Genomic DNA, 19,229 nt, shown 5'->3' with positions numbered 1-19,229 from the left:
GCCGCATAGACTGCGGCACCATGGCCGAGGACCAGCCGCCGGCGCCGCGGCGCGAGATCGTCACCGGGGTGCCCCGGGCGGTGCGCCGCAGGGCGCCCGCGCACACCCCGGCCCGCTCGGAGATCTCCGAGCACACCAGCCTCGGCGCGACCTACGTACGAGCACTGATGCGCAGTCAGCTGCGGGCCGCCTCGGCCGCGTTGGCCGCGCTCGCGCTGCTCGTGGGGGCGCTGCCCCTGCTGTTCCTGCTGCCGCGGGTCGCGTCCGGACCGCTGGTGTGGGCGGTGCTCGGACTGCTGGCGTATCCGGTGATGTGGCTGATCGCCCGCTGGTACGTCACCCGGGCCGAGCGCAACGAGGCCGATTTCACCGGCCTGGTGACGGACCCGGCGGAGGCTCCGGCGGCGCACCGCCGGCGGTAGGCCGTGCGGGCGCCCGGGCTCGAGCGCCCGGGGCCGGCGGACCGGGCCGTCAGAACAGGTGCATCGCCAAGTGGCCCAGTGGAAGCCCCAGTTGCCAGGCCGGGGTCCACACCCGGGCGTTCTCGTCCAGGCCCGCGGGGGTGTCCGCGGGCTCGTGGCGGCCGGGGTCGAGGTTGGTGGCGAACAGCTCGGTGCCGTCCAGCCAGCGCCAGGCCGCCCGGGCCAGTTCGAGGTCCGGGTCCTCGCCGCGGCCGAGCTCCCGGGCGTGCTCCCCGAGCGCGAGGAACCGGGTGTGCACCCAGTCCCGCCACGGGTGGCCGTAGGCCGTCAGCGACATCCACTCGTCGAGCTGCGAGACCACCCGGATCCCCGAGAGCTCCCCGGCCGCGTCCGACAGGTAGATCGTCAGCGCGAGCGTGTCGCGGCCGGCCCGGAACTCCAGCGTGCTGACGGGGATCAGCCGTCCCGTGCGCAGCAGTTCGTCCGCGATGTACTCGGCGTAGAGCCAGGCCATGGGCACCGCCAGCCCGCCCCCGCCGATGCCGTTCGTGCCCTCGGGCTGCACCGTTCCACCTTCTCCCGCGCGTCGAGCGTCCCGCCGTCAGCCCTGAGCCTTCCCCCTGCCGGTCGAGGTGCGGGGGATGTTTGCTCAACTTGAACGGTCTGATGTCGAATTCGACGTGCTTTGCGGCCGATCCGCAAGGGTTGCGGGGCGTTCCGGTCCGTTCTTCACACGGCGGACCGCCCTCGCGCGCCCAGGCCGTACCCGTATCCCTGGAGGTCCGCGCGCAGCGCGCGCAGGGCGTAGTGCGTGCGGGACTTGACGGTGCCGGCCGGAATGCCCAGTTCGGCGGCGGCCTCGGCGACCGAGCGGTCCCGGAAGTACACCTGGAGCAGCACCTCGCGGTGCTCCGCGCCGAGGGAGCCCACGGCCCGCCGGACATCGATCGCGGTGACCGAGCCGGCCACCGCGTCCACGGGGGACGGCGCCTGCTCCAGCTCCTCCGGGGCCACCTCCCGCGGCCGCGACAGCCGGGCCCGGCGCGCGTCGATGGCGAGCCGCCGGGCGACCGTGAAGAGCCAGGGCCGCAGGGACTCGTGACCGCTCGCGAGGGCCTCGGGGTGCTGCCAGACCCGTACCAGGGTCTCCTGGACGAGGTCCTCGGCACGCTGGGCGTCCCCGGCGGTGAGAGCGAGCAGGAAGCCGAACAGGGCCCGCCCGTGGTCGCGCTGGAGCGCGGCCAGCGCTTCGGGGTGCGTGCGCCGGAGGGTGGGGGAGAGCGGCACGGGGGGCTCCTTCCGGGGGTGTGCGGGGCCCTGAACGGGGCGGCGAAATCCACCCTGACCTGCACCGGGCCACCCGGGAACCGTCCGGCCCGTGCGGTGCGCCCAACCACCCCGGCGGTCCGGTGGGCGGCCGCGCCGGACGGTGAACGGTCGAACGGCGCGGCGAACGGCGCCCACGGCCCGGCCGTGGCGGCCATCGGAGTGAGCGGCCGCGAGCGGACGGATCCGTTCCTTGACTTGGGGCGTCACTTTCTATGGATTGCAGGTGATCGGATAGTCATACCGAACGAGAGCTGGGACTGATGACCAAGCGCACCCGGCACGCGGCCGCCCTCCTGTCGGCCGTCCTGCTGTCCGCCGCGGCAGGCTGCTCGGCCGCCCCGGGCCCCGCACCGGCCCGCCTCTCCGGCGCCTCCGCGCCGACCGGCGCCGCCGGACCGGCCGCGGCCAAGGGGTTCACCCTGGTCGCCAGCGGCGACGTCCTGCCCCACACCTCGGTCATCCGGCAGGCCGCCCGCGACGCGGACGGCGACGGCTACGACTTCCGGCCCATGTTCTCCCAGGTCAAGCCGTTGGTCTCGGCCGCCGACCTGGCCCTGTGCCACATGGAGACGATCTACGGGGAGGAGGACGGCCCGTTCAGCGGCTACCCGGCCTTCGTCTCGCCGCCCGCCGTCGCCGACGGGCTCAAGGACGCCGGGTACGACGGCTGCTCCACCGCCTCGAACCACACCCTGGACGACGGCGCCGACGGCGTCCGCCGCACGCTGGACCGTTTCGACAAGGCCGGCCTGAAGCACGCCGGCTCCGCCCGCACCGCCACCGAGGCGGCGACGGCGACGACGACGACGTACACGGCGGGCTCCGCCAAGGTCGCCCACCTCGCGTACACCTACGACACCAACGGCTACCCGCTGCCCGACGGCCAGCCCTGGGCCGTCAACCTGATGGACCGGGAGACCATCGTCAAGGACGCGCGGGCGGCCCGGAAGGCGGGCGCCGACGTGGTCCTGGTCAGCCTGCACTGGGGCACCGAGTGGCAGACCGAGCCCGACGAGACGCAGCTGACGCTCGGCAAGGAGCTCACCGCCTCGCAGACCGGCGGCCGCCCGGACATCGACATGATCCTGGGCACCCACGCGCACGTCCCGCAGGCCTACGAGAAGGTCAACGGGACCTGGGTCGTCTACGGCATGGGCGACCAGGTGGCCGGGGAGATGTTCAACCCCTCCGGCGCCCGGGACATGCGCGGCAACTACGGTTCGATCGGCCGCTTCACCTTCGCCCCGCCCGCCGCGCCGGGCGCGCGCTGGCAGGTGGTCAAGGCCGAGTTCGTGCCGCAGATGATGGACCTGCCGGGCGGCAGGGTCGTCAACCTGCCCGCGAGCCTCGCCGAACACCCGGGCCGCGAGGACTACGAGGACGCACGGGACACCGTCTCCGAGGCCGTCCTCGGCCGGGGCGCGGCCAAGGACGGCCTCACCGAGGGCCGCTAGGGCGTCGCCTTCGGATCGCGGCCCGGGCCGGGACGCCAGCGGAGGGAGCCGGGAGGGCGGCCTACGGGACGACGGTCACCGGCCAGCGGCCCGCCTTCACCAGCCGGATCGCCACCGAGCCCACGATGCGATGGCCGGCCTGCTCCGAGGCGCCGACCACCACCGCGTCCGCCGTCAGCTCCTCCGCCGCGCTCACCAGGCCCGCGTACGGGTCGCCGCGGAACGTGTGGAACTGCCAGCGCACGTCGTAGACGCCCTTGAGCCGCTCCGCCGACTCCCGGATCTCGGCCACCAGCCCCTCCGCGACCTCTCCGGTGGTGTCGGCCACCGGCGCGCCCAGAGAGGCCCCGGCCGGCAGCACCGGCTGGACGTACACCAACGCCAGCAGCGCGTTCTGCCGGCGGGCCAGCCCGGCGGCGTAGGCGGCCGCCCGCAGCGAGGAGTCCGACCCGTCGACCCCCGCGAGGATCACCTTCGGCCCGTCGGTTCCGCGTTCGAATCCCGTGTTCACGTGCTCAGTCACCCCCGGAGGCTATCCGGCTCACCGCGCGGACCGGGCTCGCCCTCCCTACAGTGCGAACCATGAGTGGCACCGTGCAGCAGACGCGAGGGACCCGCAGCCGCTTCCTGAACCGGGTGCCGGACGGGTTCGGGGCGTTCTTCGCCACCCTCGGTCTGCTCTGCGCGCTGCTGTCGCTCTCCCCGGGCCTGCGGCGGCTGCTGCGGCCCGTCGTGCGCTTCCTCGACGTCATCGTCGTCCCGGTCAGCGCCAACCTCGCCTACGCCGTCTTCCTCTTCCTCCTCGCCGCGGCCCTCGGCGCCCGCAAGAAGGTCGCCTGGTGGATCGTCGTCACCTACCTGGCCCTGCTGATCCTCAACGACGTCGTGGACATGGCCGCCGACGAGTACGGGACCGGCATCCCCTCCATGGCCATCGCGGTCGCCGCACTCGTCCTGCTGATCGCCGCCCGCGCCGAGTTCTACGCCGCCTCCCGCCCCGGAGCCCTGTGGCGCGCCCTGCTCGTGCTCGGCCTCGGACTGCTCGCCGCCGTCCTCGTCGGCTGGGGCCTCGTCGCCCTCTTCCCGGGGACCCTGCCCAGGGGGCAATGGCTGGACTGGGCCGCCAAGCAGGTCTTCGGCGGCCTCTTCTCCGCCCGCCAGTTCGAAGGCCGCCCGCCCCGCCCCCTCTACTTCCTGCTCGGCCTCTTCGGCGCCCTCGCCCTGCTGAACGCCGCCGCCACCCTCTTCCGCTCCCAGCGGCTCACCGCCGCCCTGCACGGGGACGAGGAACCCCGCATCCGCGCGCTCCTCGGCGCCTACGGCCGGGCCGACTCCCTCGGCTACTTCGCCACCCGCCGTGACAAGGCCGTCGTCTTCGCCCCGAACGGCAAGGCCGCCGTCACCTACCGCGTCGAGGCCGGCGTCTGCCTCGCCAGCGGCGACCCGGTGGGAGACCCAGCCGCCTGGACCCCCGCCATCGACGCCTGGCTCGCCCTCGCCGGCCGATACGGCTGGCAGCCCGCCGTCATGGGGGCCTCCGAGGACGGGGCCACCGCCTACGCCCGCTCCGGCCTCGGCGCCCTCCAGCTCGGTGACGAGGCCATCCTGCACGTCGCCCGCTTCGACCTCGACGGCCGCGAGATGCGCGTCACCCGCCAGGCCGTCAACCGGGTCCGCCGCACCGGGGCCACCACCGTCATCCGCCGGCACTCCGCCCTCTCCGAGGACGAGATGCAGATGATCGTGGACCGGGCCGACAGCTGGCGCGACACCGAGACCGAGCGGGGCTTCTCCATGGCCCTGGACCGGCTCGGCGACGCCGCCGACGGCGACTGCCTGCTCGTCGAGGCCTTCGACGACGAGGACGAGCTGATCGCCCTGCTCTCCTTCGTCCCCTGGGGCAAGGACGGCATCTCCCTGGACCTGATGCGCCGCGACCGCGCCGCGCCCAACGGGGTCATGGAGTTCATGGTCGCCGAGCTCTGTGCCGCCGCCCCGTCCCTCGGCGTGCGCCGGATCTCCCTCAACTTCGCCGTCTTCCGCTCCGCCTTCGAGGAGGGCGGCCGGATCGGCGCCGGCCCCGTCCTCAAGCTGTGGCGCAAACTGCTGCTGTTCTTCTCCCGCTGGTGGCAGCTGGAGGCCCTGTACCGCTCGAACGTCAAATACGGCCCCGAGTGGTACCCGCGCTTCCTCTGCTACCAGGACGCCGGCTCCCTCGCCCGGGTCAGCCTCGCCTCCGGCATCGCCGAGGGCTTCGTCTCGGTCCCCAGCCTGCGCACCCTGTGGGGCAAGGGCCACCCCAAGGGCCTCACCAACCCCGCCACCACCGAGGGCCTGCCCTCCATCGCCTCCATGAACCTCGACGCCGTCGGCGAGGAGGGGCGGACCCGCACGGCCGAACGCCTGCCCGAGCAGGTCCGCGTACGCCACGACAAGCTGGAGCGGATCCGGGCCGCCGGTACCGACCCCTACCCCGTCGGCATCCCGCGGCGCACCCACACCGCGGCCGAGCTGAAGGCCGCCCACCCGGTCCACCCGCCGGGCAGCCGCACCGGCGGGCGGGCCACCCTCGCCGGACGCGTGATGCTCGTGCGCGACCTCGGCGGCGTGGTCTTCGCCGTCCTGCGGGACTGGTCCGGGGACGTCCAGCTGATGTTCACCCGCGACGAGTCCGGCGCGGACGCGCTGGCCTCCTTCACCTCCCAGGTCGACTTCGGCGACCACGTGGTCGCGACCGGCGAGCCCGGCGCCAGCAGGACCGGCGAACCGTCGCTCGTCGTCCGGACCTGGCAGCTCACCGGCAAGTGCCTGCGCCCCCTGCCCGACAAGCGCAAGGGCCTCGCCGACCCGGAGGCCCGCGTCCGGCGCCGCTACCTCGACCTCGTCGCCAGCCCCGCGGCCCGGGACGTCGTGCGGGCCCGGTCGGCCGCCGTGCAGGCCCTGCGCCAGGGGCTGCTGGAGCGCGGCTACCTGGAGGTCGAGACCCCGATGCTCCAGCAGATCCACGGCGGCGCCAACGCCCGGCCCTTCCGCACCCACATCAACGCCTACGACCTCGACCTGTACCTGCGCATCGCCCCCGAGCTGTACCTCAAGCGGCTGTGCGTCGGCGGCATGGAGAAGGTCTTCGAGATGGGCCGGACCTTCCGCAACGAGGGCGTCTCCTACAAGCACAACCCCGAGTTCACGATGTTGGAGGCGTACCAGGCCTTCGCCGACTACGACGTCATGCTCGACCTCACCCGCGAGCTGATCCAGGGCGCCGCCACCGCCGCGTACGGCTCGCCCGTCGCCCACAGGGCCGGGCCGGACGGCAGGCTCGCCGTCCACGACATCTCCGGCGCCTGGCCGGTGAAGACGGTGTACGGGGCGATCGGCGAGGCCCTCGGCGAGGAGGTCGACGCCGACACCCCCGAACACGCCCTGCGCAGGCTGTGCGACCGGGCCGGGGTCCCGCACACCCCCGAGAACACGCGCGGCGACGTGGTCCTGGAGATGTACGAGCGGCTGGTCGAGGAACGGACCGGGCCGCCCACCTTCTACAAGGACTTCCCGACCGAGGTCTCCCCGCTCACCCGCCAGCACCGCCGCGACCCGCGGCTCGCCGAGCGCTGGGACCTCGTGGCCTTCGGCACCGAACTGGGCACCGCCTACTCGGAGCTGACCGACCCCGTCGAACAGCGCCGCCGCCTCACCGCCCAGTCCCTGCTCGCGGCGGGCGGCGACCCGGAGGCGATGGAACTCGACGAGGACTTCCTCGACGCCCTGGAGTACGCGATGCCGCCGACGGGCGGCCTGGGGATCGGCGTGGACCGCCTCGTGATGTTCCTGACCGGGCTGACGATCCGCGAGACGCTGCCCTTCCCGCTGGTGCGGCGCGGCTGAAACCCGGTGCGGCGGGCCCGACACCGGGTGCGGCGCGGCCGGCACCGGGTGCGACCCCTGGTCCGTGCGGGTGACCGCGACGGGGCGTGTCCGCGCCTCTCGACATCTGCGGCGGTGTCGTTGATACGTAGTAATAATGAAAAATGACGAGCCGACAGTAGGGCGGCGCCTGCTCCTGCGCTCCGCCGTCTTCCTCGGAGTCGCGGCCGCCGCCGGCCTGGTCACCAGGGCCGGCGAGGACGCCCCCGGCGCGCCGGGCGGCCCGGGCTCCACCGGCCCCGCCGCCGGACCGGGTGCCGACCCAGCGGCCGGCGCCCCCGGCACCGTCGCCCGCGGGCTGCCCGAGAAGTCGTACCGGCTGACCCCCATGACCGCCGAGGCACCCGCCCGCCCACCCGTCGTGAAACCGGCGGTCCGCACCCGCCCCATCCTCGAACTCCCGCCGGGCACCGGCCCCACCGACGCCATGCTCCTCACCTTCGACGACGGCCCGGACCCCCGCTACACCCCCGGCATCCTCGACACCCTCGCCCGGTACGGGGTGCGCGCCGTCTTCTTCGTCTGCGGGGAGATGGCCGACGAGAACCGCGACCTGCTGCGCCGCATGGTCGCCGAGGGGCACGTCATCGGCAACCACACCTGGACGCACCCCCAGATCCCCAAACTGAGCCGCCCCGCCCTCGTCTCCGAGATCGGCCGCACCAGCGACGTCGTCCAGCAGACCGTGGGCGAGGCGCCCACGTGGTTCCGCGCCCCGTACGGCGCCTGGAACCGGGCCGCCTTCGAGATCGGGGCCGAGCTCGGCATGGAGCCGCTGGCCTGGACGGTGGACAGCCTCGACTGGACCGAGCCGGGCACGACCGCGATCGTCTCGCGCGTCCTCAAGGGCGCCGCGCCCGGCGTGATCGTCCTCAACCACGACGCGGGCGGCGACCGCTCCCAGAGCGTGCGGGCCCTCCAGGCGTACCTGCCCCAACTCCTCGCACGCGGCTACCGGATGACGCTCCCGACCCTGCCCGCACCGCAGCCCCGCTGAGGAGGTGCTCCCCGGCGGGGCGCGGGCTTCCGCGCGGGCCCCGCCGTCAGCGGGCCTCGACCATCCGGGCGAAGACGACCACGTTGCCCTCGTAGCCGCGGGACTTCGAGTAGCCGCCGCCGCACGTGATCACCCGGAGCTCCGCGTGACCGGTGTCGCCGTACACCCGCGCTCCGGGGAAGGCGTCCTTGGAGAACACCTCCACGCCGTAGACCTCGAAGACCGCCGTGCGCCCGTCGTAGCGCTCCACCTCGATCTGGCTGCCGGGCTTGACGGAACCCAGCCCGTAGAAGACCGCCGGACCCTGCGCGTTGTCCACGTGGCCCACGACCACCGCCGAACCCCGCTGGCCCGGCGAGATGCCGTTGAGGTACCAGCCCGCCAGGTTGCGGTCCTGCGGCGGCGGCGCGTCGATCCAGCCCTCCGCGTCCAGCCCGACCGTCATCACCGGTGCGTCCACGTTGATCGTGGGGATCCGGATGCGCTGCACCGAGGAGTGTTCCAGTTCCTCCATGTCCGCGGGTGGGGTCGGCGGATTCACCGGCACCCGGCCGGCCGTCACCGCGACGGCCGAGGCCGCGGTGGGCTGCGGCGGCCCGTCGTCGATGTTCACACCGTTCCGCACCATCGCGAGGCCGGTGAGCATGACCAGGGCGAGCACGCCCCACGGTGAGCGTTTGCGTGACTGCCCGGTCTCGTCCTCGCCCATCGTTCTCCCTTCCCGACGCGGGGGTCCCGACCCGCGATCCCGTTCCCGCCCCCGTACGCCCTACTTCACGCACGCTAAGGCCGGTCCGGCGGGACGGCGAGGGGGGAGGTGCGAACGGGTGGCGCACGCCGGAGGGGGCCGGAAGGGGTGCGCCCATCCAGGTAATCGTCACATAAATGACTGACGGGTCGTGACCTGCGGATCCGTCAGCCGGACGTCCCGCTCGTCGGCGTGTCGGTCAACCGGGCGGCCCAAAGGTGGACGTGCGGAGGTTGCGGGCGGATCGGAGGGTTCGTGTGGGAGGCGTTCTCGTCGATCATCCGGGGCCGACGCTCCGGGGCGCTTCCCGCTGGAGGTTCCACCATGCGTGCTTTCCGCGCTCTGACCGTGGCGGCGACGGCCTGTGCCGCCATCGCTCTCAGTGCCCCGTTCGCCTCTGCGAACCCGCCTCAGGGCGGGGGTGGCGGCCCGAGCAACATCTCGGTGAACCCGTACTCCGTGCACCAGGGCTCCACGATGCAGGTGAGCGCGTCGGGCTGTGGACACGGCGGTACCGTCACCTCGCACGGCAACTTTCCGCCGGCCAACCTGTCCGCCGGTTCGATCGGGTTCGCCACCGTCCGGGTCTTCAACCACGCCTCTCCGGGCCACCACACGCTGTCCGTCAAGTGCAACGACAGCAGCCTGGTGGCCACCCACCGCTTCACCATCCTGGAGGGCCGGCCCTCCCAGGGCGGCATCGGCGGCTCCATCGGCCCGTCCACCGCCGAGACCGCGATGGGCGTGGGCCTCGTCGGCGCCGCGGCCCTGGGCGCGGGCGTCCACCTGATGCGCCGTCGCCGCCCGCTCGGCGGCCGGGTCTGACGGGCCGGCCTCCCCGGTCGGGCCCGGGGGGCCGCCCCCGACCGCCGGTCGCCGCGGGTCCCGCCCGGGACCCGCGGCGACCGGCGGTCTCCGTGGTCGGCGTGGTCCGCGTCGACCCGTGCGTCGGCACCGCGGGACGGGCCCGGCGGACGGCCTCAGTGGCTACCGCGGGGGCGCCCGGCGCCCCGGCGGCGCACCGCGTACACGGCGCCGCCGGCAGCGGCGAGGAAGAGCGCGGCGCCCACGCCGAGCTCCACCGGGTCCAGCCCGGCCACACTGCCGCCGAGCCCGCCGCGGACACCCAGGGCCGAGCCGGGAGTGACCCCGGTGACCCCGGTGACTCCGGTTCGGGCCCCCGTGGTGGAACTGGTGGTGGGCGCGGTCGTACCGCCGGCGATGGTCAGATCGGCCGAACCGTTCTCGCCGTTGCAGGTGAAGGTGACGGAGTACCGGGCCCCGCGCCGGGCGTCCCGGTCCACGGTGACCCGCGCGGTCTGGCCGCGCGCGATGCTGACGGTGTCGAAGACACCGGAGGAGACCGTCGCGAAGGCGGAGGCGCAGCCGGTGACCGCGACCACCACCTGGCCGCCCGGGGCGACCGTGGACGGCGTGAGGCTGAAGCCGAACGACGTGACGGGCGCCGCCTCCGCCGCACTCGCGGCGGGCACGCCGAAGGCGCCGAGCGCGAGGACCGCGCCCGTGGCGCCGGCGCTCAGCAGGGCTGTGGCGGAGGTACGTATCGCACCCATGGGTGATCTCCCGGTCCCCGAGGAGCAGGCGCGGAACGGTTTCCGCACGTGGGGGGTCGTGCGCCTCGATGTCCGCCACGCTAGGCGCGGGCGGCGCGGCCCGCGATCAGGAGCGGGCGAATGGGGCACGGCGTTGGGCCGAACCGGGGACGGGAGCCCCGTCCCCGGTTTGCGGGTCACCGCCCGCCTCAGTCCGTTCGCCTCAGTCGCCGAGGCCCAGGTGCGGGAACTGGTTGAGGAACGGTTCGGCCGTGGCGGAGATGCCCCGGCCGAAGGGCGCGTCGAAGTCCCAGATGAGGAACAGCAGGAACGCGATGAGCGCGCTGAACAGCCCGGCCAGCAGCATCTCCCGGAAGGACCGCCGGATCTGCAGGGTGAAGATCAGACCCACCGTCACCAGGGCCCCGGCGATCAGCCCGAACCACACCACCCCCGGCATGGTGGCCCCGGCGCTGTCACCGCGTGAGCTGCGGGCGTCGTCCACGGCCGCGACCTGGTCCACCAGCGGCTGGTACGCCTGCCCCTCGTGGTCGGTCCGCGGTTCGTAGTCGGTGACGTCCCGGCGGATGCGCTCCAGCAGTTCGCCGCCGCGCGCGGTGAGGTTGCCGTGGTCGGCCATCTCCTTCCATTCCGTGTCGACCACGTACGTCACGTACGCGTCCACGTCGGACCGGATCCTCGTGCGCACGTCGGCCGGGTAGACCTCGGAGCGGACGTTGATCTCGTGCAGCGCCTGCGCCTCCTGGCGGACGTACTCCTGGGCGGCGCCGCGGCCCTCCCAGACACCGGCGATCGCCAGGCCCAGCACGATCGCGTAGATCACTCCGATCATCATCGTCATGTACTCGATGACGTCCGGAGTTTCGCTCGGATCGTCGTCGTCGCGGATTCTGCGGCTGTTGAAGAAGGCGATGGACAGCACCACGGCGCAGGCCGCGGCCATCGCCAGGGACAGGACGAGCCATTCCGACAAGATGACTCCCAATCGGTTGCGGGGGACGGGCGGGCTACCGGGGGCGCAGCGCGACGATCGCGAGCACGGCGGGAGCGGCCGTCATGAGGGTGAAGGTCACCGGCGAGACGTGGTGCTCCGCCGGTTTACGGGACGGGGCGTGGTAGCTGGGACGGGCCACCGGCTTGAGCGGCGGCGTCACCACGGGGGCCGGCGGGGTTGGGGCCGGGGCCGGCGTCGGGGGCGCGGGAGCGGGAGCGGGGGCCTTGCGGACCGGGGGAGGTGCGGGCGCCGGTTCGGGCGGCGCGGGCGGTGGCGGCACCGGCTTGGGCACCGGCTTCGGAGCCGGCTTGGGCGGCGGGGGAGGCGGCGGCGGTGTCGGGCTCGGGGGCGGTGTGGGCTTGGGCGGCGGGGTCGGCGTGGGAGTCGGCGAGGGCGTGGGGGTCGGCGTGGGGGTGGGCGTCGGCTTCGGCGGCTTGGGAGGGCACGGCGGGGGTGGCGGGGGCGGGCAGTGGTGCCCGCCGTGCCGGTCCCTGCCGTGGTCCGGGTCGTGGTGGCATCCGTGATGTCCGCCACCCCGGCCGCTGCCGTCGCCGCCGCCGAGGACCGCCGCGACCACGGTGGCCACGTGCGTGCCGTCACCGGATTCGATCGTCACGGAGGCGCTGCTATCAGCCACGGCCGGTGTGACGGCCAGGGCCGCCCACAGCAGGACCGGGACCGCCAGCAGGCGCCGGGCACAGGCTCTGTTCACCCGGGGAGCATGGGCCCGCGCGCGCCCGCGCAGGAGGCGCTCGGCGATGATTCGCCTGAACGGGTGGTGTCTTGACCGGCGAGGTTTGAGCCAGCTTCGGGCTGATCGGGTAGCCGGTCCGATCGACCGCTGATCAATTCCCAAAAGGGATTTGTCGGTATCGGTCAATGCCCCCGAGGGGCCCGCCGCAGGCCTTTGGTGTGTGACGAAGAACGGATCGTCAATTTCCGCTTTTGCTCGCTCTGTTGGGCAATGATCAGTAGATTCGGCTCGGACAGGAGTCCGACTCCGGACCGACCACCGCAGGAACAAGGCTTGGAGACCTCGATGGAGCGCCCCGCCTGGGCCCCGCCGGGCATCGACATATCGGTGCCGAGCGTGTCCCGCATCTACGATTACTACCTGGGCGGCTCGCACAATTTCGAGGTCGACCGCCAGGCGGCCCGCCGGGCCATGGAATTCATGCCGGGCCTGCCCAAGATCATGCAGGCCAACCGGGCATTCATGCGCAGGGCCGTGCGCCACGCCGTCGACCAGGGCATCACCCAGTTCCTCGACATCGGTTCCGGCATCCCCACCTTCGGCAATGTCCACGAGATCGCCCAGGCCGCCGACCCCGGGTCCCGCGTGGTGTACGTCGACCACGACCCGGTGGCCGTGGCGCACAGCCAGGCCGTCCTCGCCGGGAACGACCGCGCCGGCGTCGCCGCCGCCGACCTGCGCAAGCCGAAGGACATCCTGGCCGCCCCCGAGGTCGGCCGGCTGCTCGACCTCGACCGTCCCGTGGCGCTCCTGCTCGTGGCGGTCCTGCACTTCCTGGAGGAGGAGGACCAGCCCTATGCCGCCGTCGCCGAACTGCGCGACGCGCTGCCCGCGGGCAGCCTGCTGATCCTCACGCACGCCTCCTACGAAGGCATCCCGCTCACGGAGGAGGTGGCCGGCGGGACCGTGGGCGTCTACCGGGACATCCGCAGCCCCCTCGTCATGCGCAGCGGGCCGCAGATCGAACGCTTCTTCACCGGCTTCGACCTGCTGGAGCCCGGTCTGGTCTCGATGCCCGACTGGCGGCCGGAGCGCACCGCCCGGGGGAGCGAGGCCGAGGAGGACCCGTACGCCTTCTCGGGCTTCGCCGGAGTGGGACGCAAGGCGTGAGAGTCCCGGCACAGACGGCGGGCGGGCCGGCCGCGGCAGCGGCACCCGCGGGCGGGGCCCCGGCGGCTCCCGGCACCTCCACCGCAGCACCGCAGGGGGGTTCGGAGGACCGGATCGCCCGGTTCGCGACCATCTGGGGCCGGGCGATCTTCCCGGTCACGGCGACCTCGCTCACCCGCCCCGAGTTCGAACGCCACCTCCTCCCGCTCACCCGCACCCTCGCCGAAGCCCTGCACGCCCGGCCCTTCGACGCCGGCGTCGCCCAGCGGGTCGGGGCCGAACTCGTCGCGGTCCACTGCACCGACCCCGAGGCGCTGGCGGGCACACTCGGAGTGATCGAGTCCTACCTGGTGCTCTACTGCGGCCCCGAGGGCCCTTCGGCCGCCGGCGGATCCGGCGCGGACGGCGCGGAGGAGTACCGGTCGCGCTGCGCACGCCTCCAGCACGGCATCGCGGCGGGCTTCGCGAGGGCCCTGCGCGAGCGCACGCTCAAGGAGCAGGAGGCCATCGCACGCTCCGCACTGACCGCCCGCATCGACGCGCAGCAGGCTCTGCACGCGAGCGAGGCGCGCTTCCGGGCGGTCTTCGAGGGCGCGGCCGTCGGGATCGGCATCGCCGACCTGGAGGGGAACATCCTCGAGGTCAACGACACCCTGCTGCAGATGTTCGGCGGCCTGGAAGGCCACGTGCGCGGCCGCAAGGTCAGCGAGTGGGGCCACCCCGACGACACCCCGCACGTCTGGCGGATGTACGGCGAACTGGTCCGCGGCGAACGCGAGAGCTATCGCGTGGAGAAGCCCTACTACCGCCACGACGGCACCGTCCTGTGGACCAACCTGACGGTGTCGCTGCTGCGCGACACCGACGGGGTGCCGCAGTACCAGCTGGCGCTGATGGAGGACACCACCGAGCGGCGGCTGCTGAACCTGCGCCTGCGCTACGAGGCCACCCATGACGCCCTGACCGGGCTGCCCAACCGGACGCTGTTCTTCGAACGGCTGGAGAAGGCCCTCGCCGGCGCCGGCGGAACCCACTTCGGCCTCTGCTACCTGGACCTGGACGGGTTCAAGGCGGTCAACGACAGTCTCGGCCACTCGGCGGGGGACCGGCTCCTGGTGGAGGTCGCCGACCGGCTGCAGAGCTGCGCGACCGGCCCCGGCGAGGTCGTCGCCCGGCTCGGCGGCGACGAGTTCGTGGCCCTCACCACCGGATCCGACAGCGAGGAGAAGGCGGCGGAACTGGCGGTCCGCATCCTGTCCGCGCTGTCCACGCCGATCCGGCTGGAAGGGCGGGAGCTGACGGTCCGGGGCAGCATCGGCATCGTGGAGGGCCGGGCCAGGGAACGGACCCCGGCGGAGGTGCTGCGCAGCGCCGACATCACCATGTACCGGGCCAAGGCGGCCGGCGGCAACCGCTTCGAGTTCGCCGACGCCGAGGCCGACGCCCGCGCCATCACCCGGCACGGACTGACCAACGCCCTGCCGGCCGCCCTGGAGCGCGGCGAGTTCTTCATCGAGTACCAGCCGCTGGTCCACATGCACGACGGCAGCGTGCACGGGGCCGAGGCGCTGGTGCGCTGGTCGCACCCCCAGTACGGGGTGCTGGGACCGGACCGCTTCATCCCGCTCGCCGAGCGGACCGGACTGATCGTGCCGCTCGGCCGCTGGGTCCTGGAGGAGTCCGTGCGCCAGGCCCGCAACTGGCAGAGCCAACTGGGCGGCGCCGCCCTGCGCATCAACGTCAACCTCTCGCCGACCCAGCTGCACCACCCCGGCCTGGTCGCCGACACGGTGGCGGTTCTGGAGCAGTCGGGCCTGGCGCCGGGGGCGCTGTGCCTGGAGGTCACCGAATCCGCCCTGATCGGGGCGGACGACGAACTCCTGGAACCGCTGCGCCGGCTCGCGGCGCTGGGCGTGGACATCGCCCTCGACGACTTCGGCACGGGCTATTCCAACCTGGCCAACCTCCGCCGCCTCCCGGTGAGCGTCCTGAAGCTGGACCGCTCGTTCACCCAGGGGATGCAGCAGAGCCCGGCCAACCCGGTCGACGTCAAGATCGTGGAGGGCATCGTGGCCCTGGCCCACAGCCTCGAACTGGCCGTCACGGTCGAGGGCGTGGAAACGGGCGCCCAGGCTGCCCAGTTGCGCGAATTGGGCTGTGACACGGCCCAGGGCTGGTACTACGCCCGCCCCGGCGCGCCCGACCGCATCCACACCCTGTGCCTGTCGGACGCCGTGCCGGCTCCCTCCTGACGCAGCCCCGCACCGCGTCCGCAGCCCGGACCGTCGGCTGCGCGCCCCGTCCGTTCGGGTGCCCGTGGCTTCGGTCTGGTGACGGCACGGGGAAGGGGGCGGCCCCGCCCGTGCGGCCGCCGACGGATCGCGGGGGTGGGCCGTGCGTGATCGTCGGGGTCATCGCAGGCCCGCTTCCGTGCCGCGCCCCGGCTCGCGGACGGCCGCCATGACCTGCCGCATGCGCTGCGCGGTGTCGCTCAGGAGCTCGGCGGCCGCAGTGAGCCGCTGCGCCTCGTAACCGTCGAGGGCGTGCTGCCCGTCCGGCCCGGAGAGGGCGGCGGCCACGGCCCGTCCGAGGGCGACGGCGTCCTGGACGCCGGTGTTCAGCCCGAGTCCGCCGGCTATGGGGTGGACGTGCGCGGCGTCTCCGGCGAGCAGGACGCGGCCCTCCCTCAGCCGGGCCGCCATCCGGGCGCCGGAGCGCCAGGACGCCGTCCATCCCGCCTCCGCCAGCCGGATGCCCGGCAGTGCGGCGTGCCGGTCGAAGAGCCGCTGGAACCCTTCCAACGAGGCGGGCATCGGCTCGCCGTGGCCGTCCAGCTCGGGGGCGGCCTGGAGCTGGAAGGTGTCCGTGCCCGGCATCGGACAGAGCATCAGGCCGGTGCCGTCCGAGCTGAACCACTGGTGCCAGAAGTCCCGGCTCAGCCCCGGCGCCGCCACGTCCCCCAGGACCATCGTGTCCCGCTCCTCCGTATGCCCCTCGAAGGGGATGCCGAGGAGGCGGCGGACCGCGCTGCGGCCGCCGTCGCAGCCGGCGGCGTAGCGCGCGGACACCGCGCGGCCGTCCGCCAGCCGGGCCGTGACGCCCGCCGGGCCCTGGGTGATCGCGGTGACCCCGGCTCCGTACTCGACCTCGACACCGAGGGCCGCGAGCCGCTCGCGCAGGGCCTCCTCGACCTGCCACTGCCCGATCAGGAGCCCGTCGTCGGTCGGGGTGTCCCGGACGTGGACGCGGTCGAAGTACTTGCGCAGCACCACGCCCCGGCGGCCGGTGGCGGACATCTTCTCCACGGCCCCCAGGCGGGTGAAGACCTCCAGGCTGGGCCCGGTGAGGCCCTTGCCCCTGGATGCGCGGTGGGGAGCGGAGCGCTGCTCGACGACCCGCACCGCGAGCCCCCGGAGGGCCAGGTCGCAGGCCAGGGTCAGGCCGGTGGGGCCGGAGCCCGCGATCAGTACGTCGGTCATGGAAGGCCTCCTCGTCGCGTTCGTGGTTCAAGGAAAGCGGTTCGGACGACGAAAAGCAACCCGGTTAAAAAACTTACCGAGTCATAAATCTGTGGTACGGTGGACGCATGGACAACACGACGGGTCTGCGCGAGAACAAGAAACTGCGCACGCGCCGCCAACTGGCGGCCACGGCGCTCGAACTCTTCCTGGAACGTGGCTTCGACGCCGTGTCGGTGGCGGATGTCGCCGCGGCCGCCGAAGTCTCCAAGCCCACGCTGTTCCGGTACTTCCCGAGCAAGGAGGACCTGGTGCTGGACCGGTTCGCCGATCACCAGGACGAGGCCGCCCGCATCGTCCGGGACCGCTCGCCGGGGCGCAAACCGGTCGGCGCCGTGCACGAGCACTTCGTCGCCGCCCTCGGTGAGAGGGATCCGATCACCGGGCTCTGCGACCATCCCGACGTGCTGGCCTTCCAGCGGCTGCTCTACTCGACCGCCGGCCTGCAGACGCGCATCGCGCACTACGGCGCACGCGAGGTGGAGCTGCTCGCCGCCGTGCTGGAGGCCGAATCCGTACCGCCCCTCACCGCCAGGCTGGCCTCCCGACACCTGGTGGCCACCCGCCAGGAGCTGGGCCGGACGAACTGGCGCCGGATCGAGGCCGGCCAGAGTGCCGACGAGGCCCACCCCGCGGCCGTGGCCGATGCGGACCGGGCCTTCGGCATGCTGGCCGGAGGGCTCGACGGGGCGCTGCCCATACGCGCGACCTGAGCCGCGCAGGCCGGTCAGCCGACCAGAATGCGCTTCAGCTCGCGGGCCGCGCGCGGGGGAGCCACGTCCGTCCGGTGCGCCAGCGCGATCGTGCGGCGCAGCGGGGAGCCGGCCAGGGGGGTCGTCCGCAGGCCAGGGCGCCCGTGGCCCACCATCGCCGGGACCACCGCGACGCCCAGCCCGGCGCGGACGAAGCCGAGTACCGCGTCCATCTCTCCGCCCTCCACGGTGAACGCCGGCTCGAAGCCCTCCGCACGGCAGGCCGCCACCGTGAGTTCCCGCAGGTCGTAGCCGTGCCGGAACATCACCATCGGCTCGTCGCGCAGTGCGGAGACCGTCAGCTCGCCGCCCTCGCCGGGCGCCGGCAGCTCGGCGGAGGACACCACCACCAGGTCCTCCGTCAACAACTCCACCGTGGTCAGCGCCGGAGCCGACGGCGGCAGGGGCAGCACGATCAGGGCCAGGTCCAGCGCCCCGCGGGCCAGTTCCCGTACGAGGTCGAGGGAGCCGCTCTCCTCGATGAGCAGCTCGATACCCGGATGTGCGGCATGGAAGGCGCGCAGCACGTCCGGCAGCAGGCCCGTGCACATGCTGGGGGTGGCTCCCAGCCGGACCCGGCCCCGCCGCAGCTGCGCCAGCTCCTGCACCTCCTGGCGTGCCGTGTCCGCGTCGGCCAGGATCCGTCGCGCCAGCGGCAGCAGCGCCTCGCCCGCGTCGGTGAGCGCGATGTTGCCCCGGGCCCGGCTGAAGAGCTCCGCACCCAGCTCGCGCTCCAACGCCTTGATCTGCTGGGAGAGGGAGGGCTGGGCCACGTGTACCCGCTCCGCGGCCCGGGTGAAGTGCCGGGTCTCGGCGACGGCCACGAAGTACAAGAGCTGCTGGAACTGCATCAGCCCAGGTTACGCCCACTCATAGGGAAGGACTATCGATATGAGCTCCATCATGTCTTGGACCTTTCGGTACCTAGGTCCCTACGGTCGGTGGCATGGCTTTGGCAACCCGGACGGACCGACGGCCGTCCACCACGCGCACACTCTGGGACTCGTCGGTCGGCAAGAAAACGGTGATGGCCGTCTCCGGCCTGATCATGCTCGGCTATCTGGTCGTGCACATGCTCGGCAACCTCAAGATCTTCTTCGGGGCGGCCGAGTTCAACGGATACGCCCACTGGCTGCGCACCCTCGGCTCGCCCTTCCTGCACCACGAGTGGGCCCTGTGGATCGTGCGCGTCGTACTGCTCGCCGCGGTCGTCGCCCATGCCGTCTCCGCCTACCAGCTCAGTCGCCGCGACATCAAGGCGCGCCCCGTGAAGTACGCGCACAAGCGCCGCCGCGCGAGCTACGCCACCCGCACCATGCGCTGGGGCGGCATCATCCTCGCCCTGTTCATCGTCTGGCACCTGCTCGACCTCACCACCCTCACCGTCAACGAGCGTGCCTGGGCCGGCCATCCCTACGAGAACGTCCTCGCCACCTTCTCCACCTGGTACGGCAACACGATCTACATCGTCGCCATGGCAGCCCTCGGCCTGCACGTCCGGCACGGCTTCTGGAGCGCCGCCCAGACCCTCGGCGCGGGCAGTGCCCGACGCGACCGTGTGCTGAAGTTCCTGGCCAACGCGCTGGCCCTCGTCCTCTTCGCGGGCTTCGTGTCCGTCCCCGTCGCCGTCATGACCGGAGTGGTGAGCTGACC

The 19,229-nt window shown here is 73.2% G+C and carries 18 protein-coding genes; 9 read left to right on the top strand and 9 right to left on the bottom strand.

What is annotated here, in order from left to right:
• Positions 1–20: 20 nt before the first annotated feature.
• Positions 21–422, top strand: a complete 402-nt coding sequence (locus CP968_RS05490; RefSeq protein WP_150516914.1) for a hypothetical protein — start codon at positions 21–23, stop codon at positions 420–422.
• Between the two features lie 49 nt (positions 423–471).
• On the opposite strand, the gene CP968_RS05485 is transcribed toward CP968_RS05490, so the two are convergent.
• Both CP968_RS05485 and CP968_RS05480 read right to left on the bottom strand, forming a co-directional pair.
• A complete protein-coding gene (locus CP968_RS05485) occupies positions 472–936 on the bottom strand; it encodes a hypothetical protein (RefSeq protein ID WP_167536914.1) in 465 nt (154 codons plus the stop codon).
• A 215-nt stretch (positions 937–1,151) separates the two neighbouring features.
• Positions 1,152–1,709 carry a sigma-70 family RNA polymerase sigma factor gene (locus CP968_RS05480; protein WP_150516912.1) on the bottom strand — a complete coding sequence of 186 codons (558 nt, stop codon included), beginning with the start codon at positions 1,707–1,709 and terminating at the stop codon, positions 1,152–1,154.
• Positions 1,710–2,011: 302 nt separating this feature from the next.
• On the opposite strand from CP968_RS05480, the gene CP968_RS05475 reads away from it, so the two are divergent.
• Positions 2,012–3,205, top strand: a complete 1,194-nt coding sequence (locus CP968_RS05475; RefSeq protein WP_150516911.1) for a CapA family protein — start codon at positions 2,012–2,014, stop codon at positions 3,203–3,205.
• Between the two features lie 61 nt (positions 3,206–3,266).
• Here the strand turns inward: CP968_RS05475 and CP968_RS05470 are convergent, their stop codons facing one another.
• Entirely contained in the window at positions 3,267–3,728 is a 462-nt protein-coding gene (locus CP968_RS05470) for a universal stress protein (protein ID WP_150516910.1), read from the bottom strand.
• A gap of 59 nt (positions 3,729–3,787) precedes the next feature.
• On the opposite strand from CP968_RS05470, the gene lysX reads away from it, so the two are divergent.
• Positions 3,788–7,090, top strand: coding sequence for a bifunctional lysylphosphatidylglycerol synthetase/lysine--tRNA ligase LysX (gene lysX / locus CP968_RS05465; protein ID WP_150516909.1), 3,303 nt, complete (start codon positions 3,788–3,790; stop codon positions 7,088–7,090).
• Between the two features lie 136 nt (positions 7,091–7,226).
• Positions 7,227–8,126, top strand: a complete 900-nt coding sequence (locus CP968_RS05460) for a polysaccharide deacetylase family protein (RefSeq protein ID WP_150516908.1) — start codon at positions 7,227–7,229, stop codon at positions 8,124–8,126.
• 46 nt (positions 8,127–8,172) lie between these two features.
• Here the strand turns inward: CP968_RS05460 and CP968_RS05455 are convergent, their stop codons facing one another.
• Positions 8,173–8,835, bottom strand: a complete 663-nt coding sequence (locus tag CP968_RS05455) for a class F sortase (protein WP_150516907.1) — start codon at positions 8,833–8,835, stop codon at positions 8,173–8,175.
• 363 nt (positions 8,836–9,198) lie between these two features.
• On the opposite strand from CP968_RS05455, the gene CP968_RS05450 reads away from it, so the two are divergent.
• Positions 9,199–9,699 carry a hypothetical protein gene (locus CP968_RS05450; RefSeq protein WP_150516906.1) on the top strand — a complete coding sequence of 167 codons (501 nt, stop codon included), beginning with the start codon at positions 9,199–9,201 and terminating at the stop codon, positions 9,697–9,699.
• 155 nt (positions 9,700–9,854) lie between these two features.
• On the opposite strand, the gene CP968_RS05445 is transcribed toward CP968_RS05450, so the two are convergent.
• From CP968_RS05445 to CP968_RS35305, 3 genes are all read right to left on the bottom strand, one after another.
• A complete protein-coding gene (locus CP968_RS05445) occupies positions 9,855–10,448 on the bottom strand; it encodes a hypothetical protein (protein WP_150516904.1) in 594 nt (197 codons plus the stop codon).
• Positions 10,449–10,650: 202 nt separating this feature from the next.
• On the bottom strand, positions 10,651–11,421 hold the full coding sequence (locus CP968_RS05440; protein WP_150516903.1) for a bestrophin-like domain: 771 nt from the start codon (positions 11,419–11,421) through the stop codon (positions 10,651–10,653).
• 34 nt (positions 11,422–11,455) lie between these two features.
• Positions 11,456–11,581: a hypothetical protein gene (locus CP968_RS35305; RefSeq protein WP_280116682.1), complete on the bottom strand. Its 126-nt coding sequence runs from the start codon at positions 11,579–11,581 to the stop codon at positions 11,456–11,458.
• Between the two features lie 900 nt (positions 11,582–12,481).
• On the opposite strand from CP968_RS35305, the gene CP968_RS05430 reads away from it, so the two are divergent.
• A complete protein-coding gene (locus CP968_RS05430; RefSeq protein ID WP_150521738.1) occupies positions 12,482–13,306 on the top strand; it encodes an SAM-dependent methyltransferase in 825 nt (274 codons plus the stop codon).
• Positions 13,307–13,419: 113 nt separating this feature from the next.
• Positions 13,420–15,558: a putative bifunctional diguanylate cyclase/phosphodiesterase gene (locus tag CP968_RS05425; RefSeq protein ID WP_150521737.1), complete on the top strand. Its 2,139-nt coding sequence runs from the start codon at positions 13,420–13,422 to the stop codon at positions 15,556–15,558.
• A 159-nt stretch (positions 15,559–15,717) separates the two neighbouring features.
• On the opposite strand, the gene CP968_RS05420 is transcribed toward CP968_RS05425, so the two are convergent.
• Positions 15,718–16,785, bottom strand: a complete 1,068-nt coding sequence (locus CP968_RS05420; protein ID WP_150516901.1) for an FAD-dependent monooxygenase — start codon at positions 16,783–16,785, stop codon at positions 15,718–15,720.
• Positions 16,786–16,892: 107 nt separating this feature from the next.
• Between CP968_RS05420 and CP968_RS05415 the strand changes: the two genes are divergently transcribed.
• Positions 16,893–17,537 carry a TetR/AcrR family transcriptional regulator gene (locus CP968_RS05415; RefSeq protein WP_150516900.1) on the top strand — a complete coding sequence of 215 codons (645 nt, stop codon included), beginning with the start codon at positions 16,893–16,895 and terminating at the stop codon, positions 17,535–17,537.
• A gap of 14 nt (positions 17,538–17,551) precedes the next feature.
• Here the strand turns inward: CP968_RS05415 and CP968_RS05410 are convergent, their stop codons facing one another.
• Entirely contained in the window at positions 17,552–18,427 is an 876-nt protein-coding gene (locus CP968_RS05410; RefSeq protein WP_150516899.1) for a LysR family transcriptional regulator, read from the bottom strand.
• A gap of 95 nt (positions 18,428–18,522) precedes the next feature.
• On the opposite strand from CP968_RS05410, the gene CP968_RS05405 reads away from it, so the two are divergent.
• Positions 18,523–19,227, top strand: coding sequence for a succinate dehydrogenase (locus tag CP968_RS05405; protein WP_150516898.1), 705 nt, complete (start codon positions 18,523–18,525; stop codon positions 19,225–19,227).
• The last annotated feature ends 2 nt before the right edge of the window (positions 19,228–19,229 follow it).

Source organism: Streptomyces subrutilus, from assembly GCF_008704535.1.
Lineage (GTDB): Bacteria > Actinomycetota > Actinomycetes > Streptomycetales > Streptomycetaceae > Streptomyces > Streptomyces subrutilus.
The sequence above is the reverse complement of the archived record's forward strand: the minus strand, read 5'-3'. Positions and strand labels throughout refer to the sequence as shown.